The sequence below is a fragment of the Bradyrhizobium sp. HKCCYLRH3061 genome, from assembly GCF_051168015.1.
Taxonomy (GTDB): Bacteria; Pseudomonadota; Alphaproteobacteria; order Rhizobiales; family Xanthobacteraceae; genus Bradyrhizobium.
Map to the genome: position 1 here is coordinate 277,285 of NZ_JBNPUE010000006.1, position 22,331 is coordinate 299,615.

19 protein-coding genes are annotated in these 22,331 nt (G+C 66.8%); 18 read left to right on the plus strand and 1 reads right to left on the minus strand.

Annotation, left to right across the window (positions count from 1 at the left end; translation table 11 throughout):
- The first annotated feature begins 1 nt into the window (after position 1).
- From bchB to bchJ, 14 genes are all read left to right on the plus strand, one after another.
- Positions 2-1,558: a ferredoxin:protochlorophyllide reductase (ATP-dependent) subunit B gene (bchB, locus tag ACQR2C_RS13670; RefSeq protein WP_434881341.1), complete on the plus strand. Its 1,557-nt coding sequence runs from the start codon at positions 2-4 to the stop codon at positions 1,556-1,558.
- A complete protein-coding gene (locus ACQR2C_RS13675; protein WP_434881342.1) occupies positions 1,533-5,123 on the plus strand; it encodes a magnesium chelatase subunit H in 3,591 nt (1,196 codons plus the stop codon). The genes bchB and ACQR2C_RS13675 overlap by 26 nt, the downstream gene beginning before the upstream one ends.
- The gene (bchL, locus tag ACQR2C_RS13680) at positions 5,120-6,025 is read left to right on the plus strand and encodes a ferredoxin:protochlorophyllide reductase (ATP-dependent) iron-sulfur ATP-binding protein (protein ID WP_434881343.1); all 906 of its coding nucleotides are present in this window, start codon (positions 5,120-5,122) and stop codon (positions 6,023-6,025) included. The genes ACQR2C_RS13675 and bchL overlap by 4 nt, the downstream gene beginning before the upstream one ends.
- A gap of 13 nt (positions 6,026-6,038) precedes the next feature.
- A complete protein-coding gene (gene bchM / locus ACQR2C_RS13685) occupies positions 6,039-6,740 on the plus strand; it encodes a magnesium protoporphyrin IX methyltransferase (RefSeq protein WP_434881344.1) in 702 nt (233 codons plus the stop codon).
- Entirely contained in the window at positions 6,737-8,167 is a 1,431-nt protein-coding gene (locus ACQR2C_RS13690) for a BCD family MFS transporter (RefSeq protein WP_434881345.1), read from the plus strand. Before bchM ends, ACQR2C_RS13690 begins: the two co-directional genes overlap by 4 nt.
- Before the next feature lie 19 nt (positions 8,168-8,186).
- On the plus strand, positions 8,187-8,966 hold the full coding sequence (gene puhA / locus ACQR2C_RS13695) for a photosynthetic reaction center subunit H (protein WP_434881346.1): 780 nt from the start codon (positions 8,187-8,189) through the stop codon (positions 8,964-8,966).
- Complete coding sequence (puhB, locus tag ACQR2C_RS13700; RefSeq protein ID WP_434881347.1) at positions 8,963-9,616, plus strand: photosynthetic complex putative assembly protein PuhB; 654 nt, start codon at positions 8,963-8,965, stop codon at positions 9,614-9,616. Before puhA ends, puhB begins: the two co-directional genes overlap by 4 nt.
- Positions 9,617-9,629: 13 nt before the next feature.
- Positions 9,630-10,109, plus strand: a complete 480-nt coding sequence (puhC, locus tag ACQR2C_RS13705) for a photosynthetic complex assembly protein PuhC (protein ID WP_316183318.1) — start codon at positions 9,630-9,632, stop codon at positions 10,107-10,109.
- Complete coding sequence (locus ACQR2C_RS13710) at positions 10,106-10,411, plus strand: hypothetical protein (RefSeq protein ID WP_316183319.1); 306 nt, start codon at positions 10,106-10,108, stop codon at positions 10,409-10,411. Before puhC ends, ACQR2C_RS13710 begins: the two co-directional genes overlap by 4 nt.
- A complete protein-coding gene (gene acsF / locus ACQR2C_RS13715) occupies positions 10,408-11,469 on the plus strand; it encodes a magnesium-protoporphyrin IX monomethyl ester (oxidative) cyclase (RefSeq protein ID WP_434873831.1) in 1,062 nt (353 codons plus the stop codon). Before ACQR2C_RS13710 ends, acsF begins: the two co-directional genes overlap by 4 nt.
- A gap of 13 nt (positions 11,470-11,482) precedes the next feature.
- Positions 11,483-12,535 (plus strand): putative photosynthetic complex assembly protein PuhE, encoded by a 1,053-nt coding sequence (gene puhE / locus ACQR2C_RS13720; RefSeq protein WP_316183321.1) that lies wholly within the window; start codon positions 11,483-11,485, stop codon positions 12,533-12,535.
- On the plus strand, positions 12,532-13,743 hold the full coding sequence (gene hemA / locus ACQR2C_RS13725) for a 5-aminolevulinate synthase (protein ID WP_434873830.1): 1,212 nt from the start codon (positions 12,532-12,534) through the stop codon (positions 13,741-13,743). Before puhE ends, hemA begins: the two co-directional genes overlap by 4 nt.
- A 96-nt stretch (positions 13,744-13,839) precedes the next feature.
- Positions 13,840-15,444 carry a magnesium-protoporphyrin IX monomethyl ester anaerobic oxidative cyclase gene (bchE, locus tag ACQR2C_RS13730; protein ID WP_434873829.1) on the plus strand — a complete coding sequence of 535 codons (1,605 nt, stop codon included), beginning with the start codon at positions 13,840-13,842 and terminating at the stop codon, positions 15,442-15,444.
- A gap of 1 nt (position 15,445) precedes the next feature.
- Positions 15,446-16,087 (plus strand): bacteriochlorophyll 4-vinyl reductase, encoded by a 642-nt coding sequence (gene bchJ, locus ACQR2C_RS13735; RefSeq protein WP_434873828.1) that lies wholly within the window; start codon positions 15,446-15,448, stop codon positions 16,085-16,087.
- A gap of 48 nt (positions 16,088-16,135) precedes the next feature.
- Here the strand turns inward: bchJ and ACQR2C_RS13740 are convergent, their stop codons facing one another.
- Positions 16,136-17,056, minus strand: coding sequence for a LysR family transcriptional regulator (locus ACQR2C_RS13740; RefSeq protein WP_434873827.1), 921 nt, complete (start codon positions 17,054-17,056; stop codon positions 16,136-16,138).
- Positions 17,057-17,202: 146 nt separating this feature from the next.
- On the opposite strand from ACQR2C_RS13740, the gene ACQR2C_RS13745 reads away from it, so the two are divergent.
- From ACQR2C_RS13745 to fba, 4 genes are read left to right on the plus strand one after another with little or no spacing between them, the layout of a single operon-like run.
- Complete coding sequence (locus tag ACQR2C_RS13745) at positions 17,203-18,258, plus strand: class 1 fructose-bisphosphatase (RefSeq protein ID WP_315803475.1); 1,056 nt, start codon at positions 17,203-17,205, stop codon at positions 18,256-18,258.
- Between the two features lie 35 nt (positions 18,259-18,293).
- The gene (locus ACQR2C_RS13750) at positions 18,294-19,169 is read left to right on the plus strand and encodes a phosphoribulokinase (protein WP_315803476.1); all 876 of its coding nucleotides are present in this window, start codon (positions 18,294-18,296) and stop codon (positions 19,167-19,169) included.
- Positions 19,166-21,193: a transketolase gene (tkt, locus tag ACQR2C_RS13755; RefSeq protein WP_434881348.1), complete on the plus strand. Its 2,028-nt coding sequence runs from the start codon at positions 19,166-19,168 to the stop codon at positions 21,191-21,193. Before ACQR2C_RS13750 ends, tkt begins: the two co-directional genes overlap by 4 nt.
- A 44-nt stretch (positions 21,194-21,237) precedes the next feature.
- Positions 21,238-22,320, plus strand: coding sequence for a class II fructose-bisphosphate aldolase (gene fba / locus ACQR2C_RS13760; protein ID WP_434881349.1), 1,083 nt, complete (start codon positions 21,238-21,240; stop codon positions 22,318-22,320).
- Positions 22,321-22,331 lie beyond the last annotated feature (11 nt).

Genomic DNA, 22,331 nt, shown 5'->3' on the forward strand with positions numbered 1-22,331 from the left:
GATGCAGCTGTCGGTCTGGACATATGAGGGTCCCCCGCACATCGGCGCGATGCGCATTGCGACCGCGATGCGCGACGTGCACTACGTGCTGCATGCGCCGCAGGGCGACACCTACGCCGATCTCCTGTTCACGATGATCGAGCGGCGCGACCGCCGGCCGCCGGTCACCTACACCACGTTCCAGGCGCGCGATCTCGGCGGCGACACCGCGGATCTCCTGCAGAGCGCGGCACGCGCGGCCTATGAGCGTTTCCAGCCGCAGGCGATGCTGGTCGGCGCGTCCTGCACGGCCGAGCTGATTCAGGACGATCCCGGCGGTCTTGCGCTGGCGTTGAAGCTTCCGATTCCGGTGATCCCGCTCGAGCTGCCGGCCTATCAGCGCAAGGAGAATTGGGGCGCTTCGGAAACGTTCTACCGGATTGTACGGGCGTTGGCTGCGTCTTCCGCTGATGGCTCCCCCCGCCGTGAAAGGAAGACAGGCGCCCGTCCAGTCTGCAACCTGCTTGGTCCGACGGCTCTCGGCTTCCGTCATCGCGACGACCTCGCGGAAGTGACCAGGCAGGTTGTGGAGCTCGGCATCGAGATCAACGTGGTCGCGCCGTGGAACGCGACGCCATCAGATCTCGCTCGTCTGCCACAAGGCGATTTCAATATCGTGCTCTATCCCGAGATCGCGCTGACGGCAGCGCAATGGTTGAACCGCCAGTTCGGCCAGCCCTATACGAAGACGATCCCGATCGGCGTTGGTGCCACGCGCGACTTCATCAAAGAGGTCGCCAGTCTTGCCGGTGTCGATGCAGAGTCGGTGCTGGCGCGAGCCGAGAGCCGGCTGCCCTGGTACTCGCGTTCGGTCGACTCGACCTATCTCACTGGCAAGCGCGTCTTCATCTTCGGCGACGCCACCCATGCCGTGGCCGCGGCGCGCGTCGCGACCCAGGAGCTCGGCTTCGAGGTCATCGGCCTCGGCACCTATGCCCGCGAATTCGCCCGCGAGATCCGCGAGGCCGCGGCGATCTACGGCGTCGAGCCGCTGATCACCGACGATTATCTCGAGGTCGAGGCCCGCGTCGGCGAGCTACGGCCCGAGCTCGTGCTCGGCACGCAGATGGAGCGCCACATCGCCAAGCGGCTCGGCATTCCCTGCGCCGTGATCTCGGCGCCAACCCACGTGCAGGATTTCCCTGCGCGCTACTCGCCGCAGATGGGCTTCGAAGGCGCCAACGTGCTGTTCGACACCTGGGTGCATCCGCTGATGATGGGTCTGGAGGAGCATCTGCTCGGCATGTTCCGCGAGGATCACGAATTCGCCGATCACGCGCCGTCGCATCTCGGTGCCGCGCCGGCGGCTCCGCCACAGCAGCCGCACTTGCGCGTCGTTGAAACCGTCGCATCCGTTGAACTCGCCTGGGCCTCCGACGCCGAGCGCGAGCTGACCAAGATTCCCTTCTTCGTGCGCGGCAAGGCGCGCCGCAACACCGAACGGTTCGCGCGCGAGCGCAACGTCAACCTGATCACGCTCGAGACCTTGTACGATGCCAAAGCGCATTTCGGTCGCTGACGTCACACCCATCCGGGTGGTGATCGTGACGATGGACAGCCATCTCGCCTCGGCTGCCGTGCGTGCACGCACGACATTGCAGGCAGAGCTGCCCGGTCTCGATCTCAAGGTTCACGCGGCCGACGAGTGGGGCTGCAATCCGAACGCGCTCGCGCACTGCCTCGACGACATCGCCACCGGCGACATCGTGGTCGCCACCATGCTGTTCATGGAGGACCACATCCAGCCGGTGCTGCCCGCGCTGGCGGCGCGCCGCGACCACTGCGACGCCATGATCGGCTGCCTGTCGGCCGGCGAGGTCGTGCGCCTGACCCGTCTCGGCAAGCTGACGATGTCGGGCTCGGCCACCGGCGTGCTCGGCCTCTTGAAGCGGCTGCGCGGCAGCAACCGCTCAGGCTCTTCCAGCGGCCAGGGCCAGATGAAGATGCTGCAGCGGATGCCGCGGCTGCTGCGCTACATCCCTGGCACCGCGCAGGACCTGCGCGCCTACTTCCTGACGCTGCAATATTGGCTCGCCGGCTCCGAGCAGAATTTTGCGAACATGGTGCGCTTCCTGGTCGGCCGCTACGCCGACGGGCCGCGCGCCTCGCTGCGCGGCAGGCTGAATGCCGCCGAACCGGTGACCTATCCGGATGTCGGTCTCTACCACCCGCGTCTGCCGCAGCGGATCGTGGAACGCGCCGACGAGCTGCCCACCACATCGAAGGCGGTCGGCCGCGTCGGCGTGATCTTGATGCGCTCCTATCTGCTCGCCGCCAACACCGGGCATTATGATGGTGTGATCGCGGCGCTGGAGGCGCGCGGGCTCGCCGTGGTGCCGGTGTTCGCCAGCGGGCTCGACTCGCGCCCCGCCATCGCGCGTTACTTCCAGAAGGACGGTGTCGCCACGGTCGACGCGGTGATCTCGCTCACCGGCTTCTCGCTGGTCGGCGGTCCCGCCTATAATGACGCGCGTGCGGCCGAGCAGGTCATGGCCGGGCTCAATGTGCCCTTGATCGCGGCGCATCCGCTGGAGTTCCAGACCGTCGAGCAGTGGCACGACGACGCGCGCGGTCTGACGCCGGTCGAAGCCACCATGATGGTCGCGATCCCCGAGCTCGACGGCGCCGTCGGCCCGACCGTGTTCGGCGGCCGGTCGGCGATGGCCGATGCCGGCCGTGACATGGCCTCACTGCCGGAGCGTGCGACGCAACTCGCCGCGCGGGTCGCGAGGCTCGTCGAGCTGCGCCGCTCGGCGCGCGCCGAGCGGAAGCTCGGCGTGGTGTTGTTCAACTTCCCGCCGAACGGCGGCAGCGCCGGCACCGCGGCCTATCTCTCGGTGTTCGAGTCGCTGCACAATGTGATGACATCGCTGCGTGCGGCAGGCTACACGATCGACGTCCCGGATACTGTGGACGCGCTGCGCAACCGTGTGCTCAAAGGCAATGCCGAGCGCTTCGGCACCGTCGCAAATGTCGCGGCGCGCATTCCGGTCGATCAGCATGTCCGGCGCGAACGTCATCTGGCCGAGATCGAGAAGCAGTGGGGCCCGGCGCCCGGCCGTCATCAGACCGATGGCGCGAGCCTCCTGGTGCTCGGCGAGCAGTTTGGCAATCTGTTCGTCGGCCTGCAGCCCGCCTTCGGCTACGAAGGCGATCCGATGCGGTTGCTGTTCGAGCGCAGCTTCGCGCCGACGCATGCGTTCGCAGCGTTCTATCGCTGGCTGCGCGAGGACTTCCGCGCGCATGCCGTGCTGCATTTCGGCACCCATGGCGCGCTCGAATTCATGCCGGGCAAGCAGGCCGGGCTGTCCGCAGAATGCTGGCCGGAGCGGCTGATCGGCGACCTGCCGAACTTCTACATCTACGCGTCCAACAATCCGTCCGAGGGCGCGCTCGCCAAGCGCCGGGGCGGCGCGACCCTGATCAGCTATCTCACGCCCTCGATCACCAGCGCCGGCCTCTACAAGGGTCTCGCCGACCTGAAGTCCTCGCTCGATGCCTGGCGCAATCTGTCGCCTGACGCCACTGATCAATTGAGGGAGGACAGTGCGGCGCTGATCCAGGCTCAGGCGGCGACCGTCGATCTCGCCGCCGCGGAGCCGGCCTGGGGCGATGAGCGCAACGCCAGGATCACCGCGCTGTCGGCCAGCGTGCTGGAGCTGGAATATTCGCTGATCCCGCACGGCCTGCACGTCGTCGGCTCGCCGCCGCCGGCGGAGCAGCGCGCCGAGCTGCTCGATCTCGCAGGGATCACCGACACAGCCAAGCGTACCGAACTCGACCGCTTGCTGGCGACTGACAACGAGACGCCCGCGATCGTGCATGCGCTCGACGGCGGCTACATACGCCCGGTGCCGGGCGGCGATCTCTTGCGCAACACCGACGTGCTGCCCACGGGGCGCAATCTCCACGGCTTCGATCCGTTCCGCATCCCCAGCGCCTTCGCGCTCAAGGATGCCGAGCGCCAGGTGGCGCGGCTGCTGGCCCGCCATGCCGGCGAGGGTCACACGCTGCCGGAGACGATCGCGCTGGTGCTGTGGGGCACTGACAATCTCAAGACCGAGGGCGGGCCGATCGCGCAGGCAATGTGGCTGATGGGCGCCGAACCGCGCCATGACAGCTATGGCCGTCTCTGCGGCGCCAAGCTGATCCCGCTGGAGCAGCTCGGACGCCCGCGCATCGATGTCGTGATCACACTGTCCGGCATCTTCCGCGATTTGATGCCGCTGCAGACCAAGCTGCTGGCCGAAGCCGCGCTGCTCGCGGCATCGGCGGATGAGTCGGCCGAATTCAATTACGTGCGCAAGCATGCGCTGGCGTTCCAGGCCGCGCATGGCGGCGAGATCGCCGATGCCGCGCTGCGCGTGTTCGGCAACGCCGAGGGCGCCTATGGCGCCAACGTCAACCATCTGATCGATTGCGGCGCCTGGACCGACGAGGACGAGCTCGCCGACGTCTATACGCGCCGCAAGGGCTTTGCCTATGGCACCGACGGCCGCCCTGTCAGGCGCGACGCGCTGCTCGGCCATGTGCTCGCCGGCGTCGATGCCGCCTATCAGAACGTCGACTCGGTCGAGCTCGGCGTCACCACCATCGATCATTATTTCGATACGCTCGGCGGCATCAGCCGCGCGGTGAAGCGCGCCAAGGGCGAGGCCGCGCCGGTCTATATCGGCGACCAGACCCGCGGCGAAGGCACGGTGCGCACGCTGTCGGAGCAGGTCGCGCTGGAGACCCGCACCCGCACGCTCAATCCGAAATGGTATGAGGCGCTGCTCGCTCACGGCTATGAGGGCGTGCGCCAGATCGAGTCGCACGTGACCAACACGGTCGGCTGGTCGGCCACCACGGGTCAGGTCGCGCCCTGGGTCTATCAGCAGATCACGACGACCTTCGTGCTCGACCCCGCGATGCGCGAGCGGCTTGCCTCGCTCAATCCGGCCGCGTCGGCGAAGATCGCCAATCGCCTGATCGAGGCGCATGAGCGCAATTACTGGACCCCGGACCCCGAAATGCTCGACGTGCTGCGCAAGGCCGGGGAAGAGCTCGAAGATCGCCTCGAAGGCGTGGGAGTGGCCGCATGAACGTGACCTTGAGACCTCCGCTGACGACGGCGCCGCGGCGCCCCGATGGGGCCGGCAGCGTCCAGGTGCAACTCGACCCGAACGTGGTCATCGACACCGCGAAGGTGTTCTCGGTGTATGGCAAAGGCGGCATCGGCAAGAGCACGACCTCGTCCAATCTCTCGGTCGCGCTGTCCAAGCTCGGCAAGCGCGTGCTGCAGATCGGTTGCGATCCGAAGCACGACTCGACCTTCACCCTGACCAAGCGGCTGGTGCCGACGGTCATCGACATCCTCGAGCAGGTCAACTTCCACGCAGAGGAGCTGCGCCCCGAGGACTTCGTCTACCAGGGCTACAATGGCGTGATGTGCGTCGAGGCCGGCGGGCCGCCGGCCGGCACCGGCTGCGGCGGCTATGTCGTCGGCCAGACCGTGAAGCTGCTCAAGGAGCATCATCTGCTCGAAGACACCGACGTGGTGATCTTCGACGTGCTCGGCGACGTCGTCTGCGGCGGCTTCGCCTCCCCGTTGCAGCATGCCGATCGCGCGCTGATCGTCGCCGCCAACGATTTCGACTCGATCTTCGCCATGAACCGAATCGTCGCCGCGATCCAGGCCAAGTCGCGCAACTATCCGGTGCGGCTCGGCGGCGTGATCGCCAACCGCAGTGCCGCGACCGATCAGATCGACAAGTTCAACGAGCGCATCGGCATGAAGACGCTGGCGCACTTCCCGGACCTCGACGTCATCCGGAAGAGCCGGCTGAAGAAGTGCACCTTGTTCGAGATGGAGCCGTCGCCGGACGTCGAGCGCGCCCAGAACGAATATCTGCGCCTCGCCGCCTCGCTGCTCGCCGGCGTCGAGCCGATCCAGGCCGTGCCGCTGCGCGACCGCGACATCTTCGATCTCCTGGGCTTCGATTGAGTGAGGCTGGCACATGACGACAGCGCAATATCTTGCCCGCCGCAGTGAAGTGGAGACCTATTTCGACCGCACCGCGGTCGCCGCCTGGACGCGGCTGACCTCGGATGCGCCGGTGGGCCGCATTCGCGCCACGGTGCGTGCCGGCCGTGACGAGATGCGGCGGACGCTGCTGTCGTGGTTGCCGCTCGATCTGCGCGGCGCGCGGATTCTGGATGCTGGCTGCGGCACCGGCAGCTTTTCCATCGAAGCCGCGCGGCGCGGCGCCGAGGTGGTCGCGGTCGATATCTCGCCGACCCTGATCGAGATCGCCCAGCGCCGGCTGCCGGACGACATCAGCCGCAGCGCCATCCGCTTCGTCGCCGGCGACATGCTGGATCCCAGGCATGGCGGCTTCAATTTCGTGGTGGCGATGGATTCGTTCATCCACTACCGCGCCGAGGACGCCGTGCGCATCGTCGCCGGCCTCGCCGCCCGCACCTCCGAATCGATCCTGATGACCTACGCGCCGCGCACGCCGCTGCTGGCCGTCATGCATGCGGTGGGCGGCGTGTTCCCGCGTGGCAATCGCGCGCCGGCGATCGAGCCCGTGACGGAACAGAAGCTGTATCGGCTGATCGCCGACCATCACGATCTCGCCGACTGGCGCTGCGCGCGGAGCAGCCGCATCGCCAACGGCTTCTACATCTCGCAAGCGCTGGAGCTCCGCCCGTCATGAGCGCGCGCGCACCATCGATCATGCAAGCGTGGATGCGGCTGTCGTCGCGCTATCTGCCGTTTGCGGATGCCGCCTCGACCGAGCTGCCGCTGTCGCGCCTGATGCGGCTGTCGCTGTTCCAGGTGTCGATCGGCATATCGGTGGTGCTGCTCAACGGCACGCTCAACCGCGTCATGATCGTCGAGCTCGGCGTGCCCTCCTGGCTGGTCGCGACCATGGTGGCGCTGCCGTTGGTGTTTGCGCCGCTGCGGGTGCTGATCGGCTTCAAGTCCGACCATCACCGCTCGGTGCTGGGTTGGCGCCGCGTGCCCTATATCTGGATGGGCACGCTCCTGCAGTTCGGCGGCCTCGCGATCATGCCGTTCGCGCTGCTCTTGCTGTCCGCGGCCGACGCGCCGGGCCAGGTCATCGCCGGTCGCGTTGGCGCCGCGCTTGCTTTCCTGCTGGTCGGCGCCGGGCTTCACACCACGCAGACCGCCGGCCTGTCGCTTGCCACAGACATTGCGCCTGAGCGGTCGCGTCCTCGCGTGGTCGCCTTCCTCTACGTGATGCTGATGTTCGGCATGATGGCGAGCGCGCTGACCTTCGGCGGGCTGCTCGCCGAGTTCAGCGAGATGCGGCTGATCCAGGTCATCCAGGGCGCGGCGCTGACCGAGATGGTGCTCAACATCATCGCGCTGTGGAAGCAGGAGGCGCGCGATCCCTCGCGCACGTCGGCTGCACGTGAGCGGCCGCGCTTCGGCGATTCCTGGCGGCAGTTCCGCGAGGCCGGCGGCTCGATGCGGGTGCTGGTCGCGGTCGGGCTCGGCACGGCCGGCTTCACGATGCAGGACATCCTGCTCGAGCCGTACGGCGCGGAGATCCTTCACCTCACGGTCGGCGAAACCACGGCGCTGACCGCATTGTTCGCAGCCGGCACGCTCGCAGGCTTCGGCCTGTCGGCGCGCCAGCTGGGCAAGGGCGCCGATCCCTATCGGATCGCAGCGCTCGGCGGACTCGTCGGGCTGTTCGCGTTCTCCGCGGTCATCTTCTCGGCGCCGCTCGCCTCGCCCCTGCTGTTCCGGATCGGCACGACGCTGATCGGATTCGGCGGCGGCCTGTTCGCGGTGGGCACGCTGACGGCGGCGATGGCGCTGGTGCAGAACGGCGAGAGCGGGCTCGCGCTCGGCGCCTGGGGCGCAGTGCAGGCGACGTCAGCGGGTGTAGCCATCGCCGGCGGTGGCGCCATTCGCGATGTGATGTCGCAGCTGGCATTGAATGGAAGCCTCGGCGTCGGGCTCGCCGGGCCGGCGACCGGCTACAGCATCGTCTACCACGTCGAGATCGCGCTGCTGTTCGTCACCCTTGCGGTGATCGGGCCGCTGGTGCGGCGGCGGGCGGCGGAGCCACAGCAGCTTCAGTTCGGAATCGTTGAATTTCCAGGTTAGCCCAGTCGGGGAGGAAGCCATGACGTCTTTCACGAGCTACATCGATGTCGCCCAGGTGGTGCTTTACGGGTTCTGGGTGTTCTTCGCAGGCCTGATCTTCTATCTGCGCACCGAGGACAAGCGCGAAGGCTATCCGCTGCAGTTCGAAGGCCGGGTCGGCCGGCAGACAGCTTCGAGCGGTCACGGCTTCCCGACGCCGCCGTCACCCAAGACCTATCATATGCATGGCGGGCGCACCGCGACGCTGCCGAACTGGGACAACGACCGCGCCAATGCGCCGGTCACGCCGATGTATCCCTGGCCGGGGACGCCTTATCTACCGACCGGCAATCCGATGCTCGACGGCGTCGGCCCGGGCTCCTTCGCCGCGCGCAAGGACGAGCCGGAGCTGACCATGGACAACATCCCGGCGATCGTGCCGCTGCGCGTCGACGGCAGCATCTTCATCGCCTCGGAGGACCCGGATCCGCGCGGCATGCCGGTGATCGGCTGCGACGGCAGGCTCGGCGGCAAGGTCCGCGAGGTCTGGGTCGACCGCGCAGAGATGCTGATCCGCTATCTCGAAGTCGAGGTCGAGGGCATCGTCGGACGGCACGTGCTGCTGCCGATGACCATGGCCATCGTCGACAAGTCGCGCAAGGCGGTGCTGGTCGATGCCATTCTCGGCTCGCAATTCGCCAGCGTGCCCGGTCTCGCCAGCCCCGATCAGGTCACCAAGCTCGAGGAGGACAAGATCGTCGGCTACTACGGCGGCGGCCACCTTTATGCGACCGCTGCGCGCCAGGAGCCGCTGCTGTGAGCACGCGTCGGGACCAGGATCAGCTGATGCTGCCGGCAGGCGAGCGCCTGCTCTGGCAGGGACAGCCTACGGTGAAGGCGCTGCTGCTGCGCGTCTTCCACCTGCGCCTGGTGCTCGCCTACTTCGCCGCGCTGTTCGGCGCGCGCGTGGTAACGGGCACGCTGGATCACCAGCCGCTCGCGGCCTCGCTCGCCGGCGCGTCCTCGCTGGTGACGCCTGTGGCGCTCGCGACGCTGCTGCTCACGGGCCTCGCGGTGCTCTACAGCCGCACCACGCGCTACACCATCACCAGCCGCCGCGTGCTGCTGCAGTTCGGTGCCGTGCTGCCGATGACCTTGAACGTGCCGTTCAAGCAGGTCTCGCGCGCCGACGTGAAGCTGTTCTCCGACGGCTCCGGCGATCTGCCGCTCGGCGTCACCGCCCAGCAGCGGCTGTCCTATTTGCTGCTGTGGCCGCATGCGCGTCCGTGGCGGCTGAACGAGGTCGAGCCGATGCTGCGTGGCGTGCCTGATGCCCGCGAGGCGGCCGAGATCCTCGCAAAGGCGCTGGTCGCGGCCTCGGACGGCGCGGTCGCGGCGCAGCCGATCGCCGCGGGCAACGGACAGCCGCAAGGCGCGTCGCCTGCGGGTGCGGTCGCCAGCGCGGCGTGATCAGGAGGATGTCATGAGCCAAGCCGAGAGCCATGTCGATGTTCACGCCGAACCTGAGATCGTCATTCCGAAGGGCGCGCTGCGCGCGGCCTTCGCGCTGGTTGCCTTCACCCTGGTTGCGGCCGGCGTCGGCCGCTGGACGGGTGTAGGCACTGTCCACATCGATCACGCTGTCGCCGTGCAAACGGTGGCGCTGCGGTTCGAGGACCGTCCCGATGGCGGCATCTCCGTCGTGTCGCCCGACAGCGGCAAGGTGGTCGGAGTCGTCGAGGCCGGCGGCGACGGCTTCCTGCGCACGGTCCTGCGCAGCATGGCGTTCGATCGCCAGCGTCACGCGATCGGTTCGGGGCCGGCCTTCACGATCAACCGCTGGTCCGATGGACGCATGAGCCTGGACGATCCGGCGACCGGACGGCGCGTCGATCTCGGGTCGTTCGGCAACGACAACAAGCGCCGGTTCACGGAGCTGATGACGATGGGAGAAACGCGATGAGAGGATTATGGGCCAACGAGCCGCGCCGCTTCGAGATCGGCTGCAGCATCGAGGTCGAGCAGACCTCGGAAACGCTGCACGCGCATGTCACTCTGGACCGCGATGTCGGCATCCGCCCGGGTGACGAGGTCGTCATCCATGGCGAGCCGATCACGGTCAAGTTCGGCGAGCAGCTCAATTTGCGGCGCACCGCTACCGTCGTTCGGGCCGGTCCTCTGAAGCGCGCGATGATGCATGTCGCGGGCTATCTCGAGCTCACGGAACTGTACGACGTCAGCTTTTCGGACGGGAGGGTCAGATGATCGCAATGGAAGGCGGATCCGGCAATATCTCCACCAAGATGGCGCTGGAGGACACGATCCTCACGCCACGCTTCTACACCACCGATTTCGCGGCGATGGACCGGCTCAATGTCGACCTGGTGCGCCGCGAATGGGATGCTGTCATGGCCGAGCTGCGCGCCGACCACAACCGCAGGCACTTCGTGCGGACGCCGGAATTCGACAAGGATCTCAACGATCTTCCGGAGGCGCTTCGCGCCGAGTTCAAGGACTTCCTGGTGTCGTCGCTGACCGCCGAGTTCTCCGGCTGCGTGCTGTATGCCGAGATCAAGAAGCGGATCACCAATCCCGACATCCGCGAGCTGTTCCAGTTCATGAGCCGCGACGAGGCGCGCCATGCCGGCTTCATCAACGAGATCCTCAAGGATCACGGCATCGGCGTCGACCTGAGCTTCCTCACCAAGACGAAGAAGTACACCTACTTCAAGCCGAAGTTCATCTTCTACGCGACCTATCTCTCCGAGAAGATCGGCTATGCCCGCTACATCACCATCTATCGGCAGATGGAGCGGAACCCGGAGCGCCAGTTTCACCCGATCTTCAAGTGGTTCGAGAGGTGGTGCAACGACGAGTTCCGCCACGGCGAGGCGTTCGCGCTGCTGATGCGCGCCGATCCGAAGCTGCTCAGCGGCCTCAACAAGCTGTGGATCAAGTTCTTCCTGCTCGCAGTGTTCGCCACGATGCACGTCCGCGACCACATGCGTCCCGCCTTCTACGAGGCGCTCGGCATGCCCGTGGACGAGTACGACATGCGCGTGTTCCGCATCACCTCGGAGATTTCGCGGCAGGTCTTCCCGGTGATGCTCGACATCGACAATCCGCGCTTCTGGGACGGCCTGAAGCGGCTGCGCGGGATATCGGAGGCGATTGCGGATGCCAAGGCGCAGGGCGGCATCATGGGCACGCTCAAGCGCGCCGTGCTGCCGCTCAAGGCGGCGCTGACCTTCGGCCGGCTCTACATGCTGCCGGCCAAGAGCAACGCGCTGCCACGGGAGATCAGGCTGCAACCCGCCTGGTGACAAGGAGCCGGCCATGGGCGCGACCGCGATTGCCATTCCCTATGTCGTGTTCGTCTGGTGGTTCTCGACCGGCGCCGTGCTGGCGCTGGTCGGGCTCGCCGCCCGCCATCCGGCCGCGTTCAAATGGGGCACGGCCGCGGCGTTCGTCGCGGCCCTGTCGGGCGTCGCGGTGTCGAGCCAGGCCGCCGAGGACGCCAACGCCTATTGCGCCTTCACCTGCGCGATCCTGCTGTGGGGCACGGTGGAGATGTCGCTGCTCGCCGGCTGGATCACCGGCCCACGCCCCGAGCCGTGCCCGCGCGACTGCACGCCGGCCTCGCGCGTCGGCTTCGCGCTGCAGGCGATCGCCTATCACGAGCTGGCGCTGATCGCGACCGCTGGCCTCGTCTTCGCGGTGACATCGGGCGCGCCCAACCGTCTGAGCTGGTGGACCTTCGCCGCGCTGCTGGTGCTCAGGCAGAGCGCGAAGATCAATCTGTTCCTCGGCGTGCGCACCCTGAACGACGAACTGCTGCCGCAGCAGGTTCGCTTCATGCGCAGCTATTTCGCCAAGAAGTCGACCAACCTGCTGTTCCCATTCTCGATTGCCGCGGCGACCACCGCGACCGTGCTGGTCGCTGCTGCCGCGCTCGGCGCCAAATCCTCTTTCGACGGCGTCGCGCTGTCACTGCTCGCCTCGTTGATCGCGCTCGGCCTGCTCGAGCATGGCTTCATGGCGCTGCCGATGCCGGTGATCAATCTGTGGCGCTGGAGCGCGCCAGTCGAGCCCGCGATGGCGACCGTCGCTGCCATCCCTGCACCGGCGCCCGTGATGCCGATGGCGCGTCCGGTGCTGGCCGTCGTGCCGGCCACGCCTGAGGTGGAGCGCCCCATGCCTGCGCCAAAGACGTCGATGTCGGCGCAGAAGACTGCCGCCGCCCTGGCGCGGCAGCGGCTCGAAGAGCAGTTCCGCCAGGCCTATCGCCAGGCCCGCGCTGACGCGCAGGCGCAAACCATCACGGGACTGGCCGCGGTGTCGGTCACGCCGCCGGTCGATCCGAACACAGCACAGGGGGGAGTACCATGAACTACGAAGACTATTTCCGCCGCCAGCTCGACGGTCTCAGGCGCGAAGGACGCTACCGCGTGTTCGCCGACCTCGAGCGCAAGGCCGGCGCCTTCCCGCGTGCGACCTATCGTGGCCCCCATGGCGAGCGCGATGTCGCGGTGTGGTGCTCCAACGACTATCTCGGCATGGGCCAGCACCCCAAGGTGCTGGAGGTGATGCACGAGGCGCTCGACCGCTGCGGCGCCGGCGCCGGCGGCACCCGCAACATCAGCGGCACCAATCACTATCATGTGCTGCTGGAGGAGGAGCTCGCCGACCTCCACGGCAAGCAGGCGGCGCTCTTGTTCAACTCCGGCTACGTCTCGAATTGGACCTCGCTGTCGACCCTGGCCGCGCGCATGCCCGGATGCGTGATCCTGTCCGACGAGCTCAACCACGCCTCGATGATCGAGGGCATCCGCCACAGCCGCTGCGAGACCCGGATCTGGCGCCACAACGACGTCGCCGACCTCCGCGACAAGCTGTCGGATCTCGATCCCAAGGCGCCGAAGCTGATCGCGTTCGAGAGCGTCTATTCGATGGACGGCGACATCTCGCCGATCTCCGATATCTGCGACGTCGCCGACGAATACAACGCCATGACCTATCTCGACGAGGTCCACGCCGTCGGCCTGTACGGTCCGCGCGGTGGCGGCATCTCGGAGCGCGACGGCGTCGCCGATCGCCTGACCGTGATCGAGGGCACGCTCGCCAAGGCGTTCGGCGTGATCGGCGGCTACATCACGGCATCCAGCACCGTCTGCGATTTCGTCCGCAGCTTCGCCTCCGGATTCATCTTCTCCAGCTCGCTGCCCCCCGCGGTCGCCGCCGGCGCGCTCACCAGCATCCGGCATCTCAAGGCGAGCAATGTCGAGCGTGCAAGGCATCAAGACCGCGTCGCGCGGCTGCGCCGCCGGCTCGACGAGGCCGGCGTCAGCCATCTCGACAATCCCAGCCACATCGTGCCGGTGATGGTGCGCGACCCCGTGCTGTGCAAGCGGATCAGCGACATCCTGCTCGACCGCTACGGCATCTATGTGCAGCCGATCAACTATCCGACGGTGCCGCGCGGCACCGAGCGGCTGCGCATCACCCCGTCGCCCTATCACTCCGACGCGGACATCGAGCATCTGGTGTCGGCACTGTCGGAGATCTGGGCTGAGATGGGCCTCGCGCTGGCAGCATGATGGAGGATGAATCGCACGGCGTTTGAGCCAGATCAATTTGTCAATCTGTATTGACGTTAAGATGGATGGACAAATTGATAATCGGGGGAGAACGCCGTGCGGATCTTGTTGCTGCATCCGAATTATCACTCCGGCGGCGCCGAAATCGCCGGCAATTGGCCGCCGGCCTGGGCGGCCTACATCTCCGGCGCGCTGAAGGCCGCGGGCTTCACGGACCTTCGCTTCATCGATGCGATGACCAACGATCTCTCCGAGGATCAGGTCCGCGCCATTCTGCGCAGCGAACAGCCTGACGTGATCGGCTGCACCGCGATCACACCCTCGATCTACAAGGCCGAGCGGCTGCTGGAGATCGCCAGGGAAGAGCATCCCGACGCGCTCACCGTGCTCGGCGGCATCCACGCCACCTTCATGTACCAGCAGGTGCTGACCGAGGCGCCGTGGATCGACGCCATCGTGCGCGGCGAGGGCGAGGAGATCATCGTCGACCTGATGCGCGCCCGCGAGGACGGCCGCTGGGACAACGACCGCCGCAGCATCAGGGGCATCGCCTATCGCGACGGCTCGGAGGTGGTGGCCACGGTGGCGGCGCCGACGGTGAAGAATCTCGATGCGATCACGCCCGACTGGAGCGTGCTCGAATGGAGCAAGTACATCTACATTCCGATGAACAAGCGGGTCGCCATCCCCAACATGGCGCGCGGCTGCCCGTTCACCTGCAGCTTCTGCTCGCAGTGGAAGTTCTGGCGCGACTATCGCATCCGAGACCCGAAGAGGGTGGTCGACGAGATCGAGACACTGATGCGCGAGCACGATGTCGGCTTCTTCATCCTCGCCGACGAGGAGCCCACCATCAACAAGAAGAAATTCGTCGCGTTCTGCGAGGAGCTGATCCGGCGCGACCTCAAGATCCTCTGGGGCATCAACACCCGCGTCACCGACATCCTGCGCGACGAGGCGCTGCTGCCGCTGTATCGCAGGGCCGGCCTGATCCACGTCTCGCTCGGCACCGAGGCCGCCGCACAGATGAAGCTCGACCGCTTCAACAAGGAGACCACGGTCGCGCAGAACAAGAAGGCGATCCAGCTCTTGCGCGACGCCGGCATCGTCGTCGAGGCGCAGTTCATCGTCGGCCTCGAGAACGAGACCCGCGAGACCCTGGAAGAGACCTACCAGATGGCGCGCGACTGGAGGCCGGACCTCGCCAACTGGGCGATGTACACGCCGTGGCCATTCTCCGACCTGTTCCGCGACCTCGGCGACAAGGTCGAGATCTTCGACTACGAGAAGTACAATTTCGTCACGCCGATCATGAAGCCCGACGCAATGGATCGCGGCGAGCTGCTCGACGGCGTCATGAACAACTACCGCCGCTTCTACATGCACAAGGCGCTGTTCTCGTACCCGTGGGCCGGCTCGGGCGAGCGCAGGCGCTATCTGCTCGGCTGCCTCAAGGCGTTCCTGAAATCCGGCTTCGAGCGCAAATTCTACGATCTTGGCCGCGTCAATTACTGGGGGCCGCAGTCCAAGGGCAAGGTCGATTTCGGCTTCGATACGTCGCGCAAGCGCGCTGATCCCGGCAAGATCGAATGGAAGACGAGCCATAATCGCAAGCTGACCGGACCGCAGCAGGCGCAACTGATGGCCTGCGGCGGCGGCACCGAGCAGATGAGCGACGAGGCCGAGACGCCGGTGCATTGACATGCACGGCACGCGCGCCCAGCCCAATCTGCTACTGCGCGCTGCCGCTGCGTCTGGTCACGCCCCGGGCCGTATCGGCCCCAACGCGATCATCCAGACCGCCGAGGCCCTACGCCTGCTGCGGGGGGAGGACAGTGCGCGCCGCGTGTTCGCGGCCGCGCGGCTCGATTTCTATCTGAGCAGTCCGCCCGCCGAGATGGTCGATGAGGCCGAGGTCATGCGGCTTCATGACGCGCTTCGCACCGTGCTCGATGACGAGACCGCGCGCGCCGTCAGCAGCAGGGCAGGGCGGCTGACCGGCGCCTATCTGCTTGCGCATCGCATCCCCGGCGCGGCGCAACATGTGCTCCGGCTGCTGCCGGCCCGGCTCGCGAGCCGCGCGCTGACGCGGGCGATATCCGCGCATGCCTGGACGTTTGCCGGGACCGGCACCTTCACCGCACGCCCGGGCCGGCCCATCATCTACCAGATCAGCCATTGTCCGCTGTGCCGCGGCCATCACGGCGATCACGCCATCTGCGACTTCTACGCTGCGACCTTCGAGACGCTGTTCGCAACGCTCGTGCACCCCGACGCCCATGCGCGTGAGATCGCCTGCGAAGCCTGGGGTGACGAGGCCTGCCGGTTCGAGATCGATTGGTGAGACGGCGCCATGCGAGACGCGACGCCGCCTTGGCATCGGGTGCGGCGCTCAGCTCGGCAGAAATCGCGCGCCTTCCTTGCCGAGGAAGTCCAGCATCGCCTGCGCCGGCGGCAGCAGCAGCTTGTCGGCACGCCGCACCGCGTGCCACTGCCGGATGATCGGCAGGCCCGCGACCTTCAACGTGACCAGCCGCCCCTCGCTGAGCTCATGGGCGACCGTGTGCTGCGAGATGAAGGCGATGCCGAGGCCGGCGATGACGGCCTGCTTGATGGTCTCGTTGCTGTCCATCTCCATGCTGGTCTTTGGTTTCAGACCATGCTTCTCGAAGAATGTCTCCATCAGCAGACGGGTGCCTGATCCCGGCTCCCGGGTGATGAACACCTCGCCGGCGAGATCCTCGGCCGCGATCCGCTTGCGGCGCGCCAGCCGGTGGTTGGCGGGGGCGATGATGACGTGCGGGTGTTTGCCGAAGGGCCGCATATCCACGGGAACGTCGGCCGGTGGCCGGCCCATGATGGCAATGTCGAGATCATAGCCGCGCAGCGCCTCGCGCAGGCTGTCGCGGTTGCCGATCCGCAAGGTGACGTCGATCTTGGGGAAGCGCCGCGAAAATTCCGCGATCGCAAACGGCACGAAATATTTCGCGGTGCTGACCGCGCCGATCGCCACGCGGCCGCCGCTGCGTCCGGCGAGAATGTCGAGCGCCTGCTCGCAATCCTGCAAGGCGGCCTCGACGCGTTCGGCCAGCGCCAGCACGCTGCGCCCGGCCTCGGTCAGGATCATGCCGTCGGTGGTGCGCTGGATCAGCGGCAGCCCGGCGAGCTCCTGAAGATTGCGGATCTGCAGGGTGACGGCAGGCTGAGTGAGGTTCAAACGGCCGGCCGCTGACGTCACCGACCCCGAGTTCTGCACGGCGGCCAGCGCCCGAAGCTGGCGGATGGTGAGATCGCGGGAGAAATGCCGGCTCATGGAACCCTCGATCAGATCGTTCACATAAGGAAAACTTTGGTCTATCCAAAGATATTGAAATTTCCCTAATTAGGCAAATCGAGTGTTGATAGCAGCGCGGCACGACGCATTCGTGCGGCTTCATCAAGTTCCCGGCAGAGGATCTGATGGCGAGGGAGTGGCCCATGGATCACCAGATGGATCATCATCAGACATTGCAGGCACATCTGGCGGCGCAGGGTGCCGACGCCGATTGCGCCGCGGTCATCGCGGCTCTGGCCGGGGCGGCGCGCGAGCTCGCGCGGCAGATCGCGGTGGCGCCGCTGTCCGGCGTCGACGAAGGCGCTGCCACCGTGAACGCCGACGGCGACGTCCAGAAGGCGCTCGACATCGTCGCCGACAACCTGATGCGGGATGCGCTGCGCCGGGCTCCGGTCGCTGGCATCCTGTCCGAAGAGGGCGACCGGCCGGAAACGGTCAATGCTGCTGCCCCACTTTGCGTGGCGATCGACCCGCTCGACGGCTCGTCGAACCTGCAGAACAACATCTCCGTCGGCACCATCTTCTCGATCCGCCCGCGGGGGCGCGACGTGCTCTCCAGCTTCTTCGAGCCCGGCACGGCACAGCTTGCCGCCGGCTTCTTCGTCTATGGACCGCAGACCTGCCTGGTGCTCGCGATCGACCATCGCGTCGATCTCTACGTCCTGCATCCGACCTTGCACGAGTTCATGCTCGCCAAGTCCGGGATCCGCATCCCGCAGGATACGCCGGAGTTCGCCATCAACGCGTCGAACCGCCGCCACTGGAGCGGGACCGTGCGCAACTATGTCGACGAATGCCTGTCGGGCGCCGCCGGCCCGCGCGGCCGCGACTTCAACATGCGCTGGATCGCCTCGCTGGTCGCCGAGGCCTATCGTATCCTGATGCGCGGCGGCGTGTTCCTCTATCCGGCCGACTCCCGCCCGGGCTATCGCGAGGGCCGGCTGCGGCTGGTCTACGAAGCGCATCCGATGGCGCTGATCATGGAATGGGCCGGCGGCTCGGCCTCGAGCGGCCGCGCGCGCATCCTCGAACTGTCGGCGCGCTCGCCGCATCAGCGCGCGCCGCTGATCATGGGCGACGTCCGCCTCGTCCGCGACGTCGACCAACTGCATGAGGGCATCGAGCCGCTGTTCGAAACCAGCGATGCGCCCCTGTTCGCGCGGCGCGGCCTGTTCCGCTGAGCCTGCCTGCCGAACGCGCCTTCCGGAGAAAGTTCATGTCACGTCGTCATCCCATCATCTCGATCACCGGCTCGTCGGGCGCCGGCACCACGTCGGTCAAGAAGACCTTCGAGAACATCTTCCGCCGCGAGAACGTCAAGGCGGCCTATATCGAGGGCGATGCCTTCCATCGCTACAATCGCGAGGAGATGCGCCGCAAGATGGTCGAGGAGGCCGAGCTCGGCAACAAGCACTTCAGCCATTTCAGCCCCGACACCAATCTGTTCGAGGAGCTCGAGAAGACCTTCCGCGACTACTCCGAGACCGGCACCGGCATGACGCGCCACTACGTCCACGACGAGGAGGAGGCGCGGCTCTACGACACGAGGCCCGGCAACTTCACCGAGTGGAGCCGGCTGCCGGAGGACTCCGACCTGCTGTTCTACGAAGGCCTGCACGGCGCGGTCGTCACCGAGAAGGTCAACATCGCGCAGCACGCCGATCTGAAGATCGGCGTTGTTCCGGTGATGAACCTGGAGTGGATCCAGAAGCTGCACCGCGACCGCGCGTCGCGCGGCTACACCACCGAGGCGGTCACCGACACCATCCTGCGCCGCATGCCAGACTACGTGAACTACATCATCCCGCAGTTCTCGGAGACCGACATCAACTTCCAGCGCGTGCCGACGGTCGACACCTCGAACCCGTTCGTTGCCCGCTGGATCCCGACGCCCGATGAATCGATGGTCGTGATCCGGCTGAAGAACCCGCGCGGCATCGACTTTCCCTATCTGCTCTCGATGATCCCGCAGAGCTTCATGTCGCGCGCCAATTCGATCGTGATCCACGGCGCCAAGCTCGATCTCGCGATGCAGCTCATTCTCACCCCCATGATCATGCAACTGATGGACCGAAAGAGGCGCACGCTATGACCGCCAACGCCGTGCAGACGCTGGCTCCGAAAGCCGATCCCAGCCATGCCGAGATGGCGAACGCCATCCGCTTCCTCGCGATCGACGCCGTCGAAAAGGCGAAATCGGGTCATCCAGGCATGCCGATGGGCATGGCCGATGTGGCAACCGTCCTTTTCTCGCGCTTCATGAAATTCGATCCCGCCGATCCGGCCTGGCCCGATCGCGACCGCTTCGTGCTGTCGGCCGGTCACGGCTCGATGCTGCTCTATGCGCTGCTGCATCTGACCGGCTACGAGGCCGTCACGATCGATGAGCTGAAGCGGTTCCGGCAATGGGGCGCCAAGACGCCGGGCCATCCGGAGTATGGCCACACGCCCGGCGTCGAGACCACCACCGGTCCGCTCGGGCAGGGCATCGCGACGGCGGTCGGCATGGCGCTCGCCGAGCGCCTGATGAACGCGCGCTATGGCGACGATCTGGTCGATCACTACACCTACGTGATCGCCGGCGACGGCTGCCTGATGGAGGGCATCAGCCACGAGGCGATCTCGCTCGCGGGTCATCTCAAGCTGAATCGCTTGATCGTGTTGTTCGACGACAACGGCATCTCGATCGACGGCTCGACCGATCTCGCCTGCTCGGATGATCAGCTCGGACGCTTCGCCGCGTCGGGCTGGGCGACGTCCCGCATCGACGGCCATGATCCCGAAGCCATCGAGGCTGCGATCGCTGCGGCGCGGCAGAGCAACCGCCCCAGCATGATCGCGTGCCGGACCACGATCGGCTTCGGCTCACCCGGACGGCAGGGCTCGGAGAAGGCGCATGGCGCGCCGCTCGGGCCGGAAGAGGTCGAAAAGACCCGCGCGGCACTGCACTGGCCGCACCGTCCGTTCGAGGTCCCGGCCGACGTGCTGGTGAGCTGGCGCGAGATCGGCGCGCGCGGCCGCAACGTGCGCCAGGCCTGGAAGGAGCGTGCGCGCAGGCTGTGCACCGCGGACCGCTCGCCCTGTCATGATGCGCTGAACAGGAAGCTGCCGGCCGCCTATGCCGAGCGCATGGCGCAGTTCATCGCGCAGCTCACGGCCGAGCGGCCGAAGATCGCCACCCGCCAGGCGTCGCAGAACGTCATCGATGTCATCGCGACGGTGCTGCCGAACCTGCTCGGCGGCTCGGCGGACCTGACCCACTCCAACCTGACCAAGGCAAAGACGCACAAATCCGTCACGCCGGCCGCGATGGATGGCAACTACATTCACTATGGCGTGCGTGAGCACGCGATGGCCGCGGCCATGAACGGCATCGCGCTGCATGGCGGCTTCATCCCCTATGGCGGCACTTTCCTCGCCTTCGCCGACTACAGCCGTCCGGCGATTCGCCTGGCCGCGCTGATGGGCATCCGCGTCATTCACGTGATGACGCATGACTCCATCGGCCTCGGCGAGGATGGCCCGACGCATCAGCCGGTCGAGCATGTCGCGAGCCTGCGCGCCATTCCGAACCTCCTGGTATTCCGCCCAGCCGACGCGGTCGAGACGGCGGAAGCCTGGGACTGCGCGCTGCGCGCGGAGACGTCGCCGTCGGTGCTGTGCTTGTCGCGGCAGGGGCTGCCGGCGTTCCGTACCGAAGCATCTGATCACAACAAGGTGGCGCTCGGCGCCTACGTGGTCGTCGAGCCCGAGGCTGGGCGTGACGTGACATTGATTGCGACGGGCTCGGAGGTGGCGATCGCGCTGGAGGCGGCCAAGCTGCTGGCGGCCGAAGGCGTCCAGGCGGCCGTGGTGTCGGCCCCCTGCTTCGAGCTGTTCCGCAAGCAGCCCGCCGAGTATCGCGCCGAGGTGCTCGGCGCTGCGCCACGCATCGGAGTCGAAGCCGCGATCGAGGGTGACTGGGCGCGCTGGCTCGGCGATGCCGGCGAGTTCGTCGGCATGCACGGCTTCGGCGCCTCGGCGCCGGCCGAGGTGCTGTACCGCGAATTCGGCATCACGCCTGCGGCGGTCGCCGATGCGGCCATGCGCAACATCATCCGGGCGCGGGCGTCCTGAGCCGCGCCACCATACAGAACATCGAAACAGGGACGGAGACCAACATGGCGCGGATCACGCTCAGACAATTGCTGGACCATGCGGCCGAGCGCGGCTACGGCGTGCCGGCGTTCAACATCAATAACATGGAGCAGGGGCTCGCGATCATGGAGGCGGCCGCGGCGGTCGATGCCCCCGTGATCATCCAGGCCTCGCGCGGCGCGCGCTCCTATGCCGGCGACATCATGCTGTCGAAGATGATCGACGCGCTGGAGGAAATGTATCCGCAGATCCCGCTCTGCCTGCACCAGGACCACGGCAACGACGAGGCGACCTGCGCGACCGCGATAAAATACGGCTTTACGTCCGTGATGATGGACGGCTCGCTGAAGGCCGACGCCAAGACCGCGGCCGACTACGACTACAACGTCGACATCACCCGCCGCGTCGTCGAGATGGCGCATTGGGTCGGCGCCTCCGTCGAGGGCGAGCTCGGCGTGCTCGGCTCGCTCGAGCATGGCGGCGGCGAGCAGGAGGACGGTCACGGCCTCGAAGGCAAGGTCAGCCGCGACCAACTGCTGACCGATCCCGACCAGGCGGTCGATTTCGTCCGCGCCACCAAGGTCGATGCGCTGGCGATCGCGATGGGCACGTCGCACGGCGCCTACAAGTTCTCGCGCAAGCCGGATGGCGAGATCCTCGCCATGAACGTCATCGAGGAGATCCATCGCCGGCTGCCGAATACGCATCTCGTCATGCACGGCTCGTCGTCGGTGCCGCAGAGCCTGCAGGACATGTTCAACCAGTTCGGCGGCGAGATGCCGCAGACCTGGGGCGTGCCGGTCGAGGAGATCGTGCGCGGCATCCGTCACGGCGTCCGCAAGGTCAACATCGATACCGACTGCCGGCTCGCGATGACTGCGATCTTCCGCAAGGTCGGCGCGTCGTCGAAGGTCGAATTTGATCCGCGCAAGTTCCTGAAGCCGGCGATGGACTCGATGCGTGATCTCTGCCGCGAGCGGTTCGAGCAGTTCGGCGCCGCCGGCAACGCCTCGAAGATCAAGGTGCTGCCGCTGTCGGAGATGGCCAAGCGCTACCGCTCCGGCGCGCTCGATCCGCGAATTGGGGGAATGACCGAAGCTGCGTGACGTGAACAGCC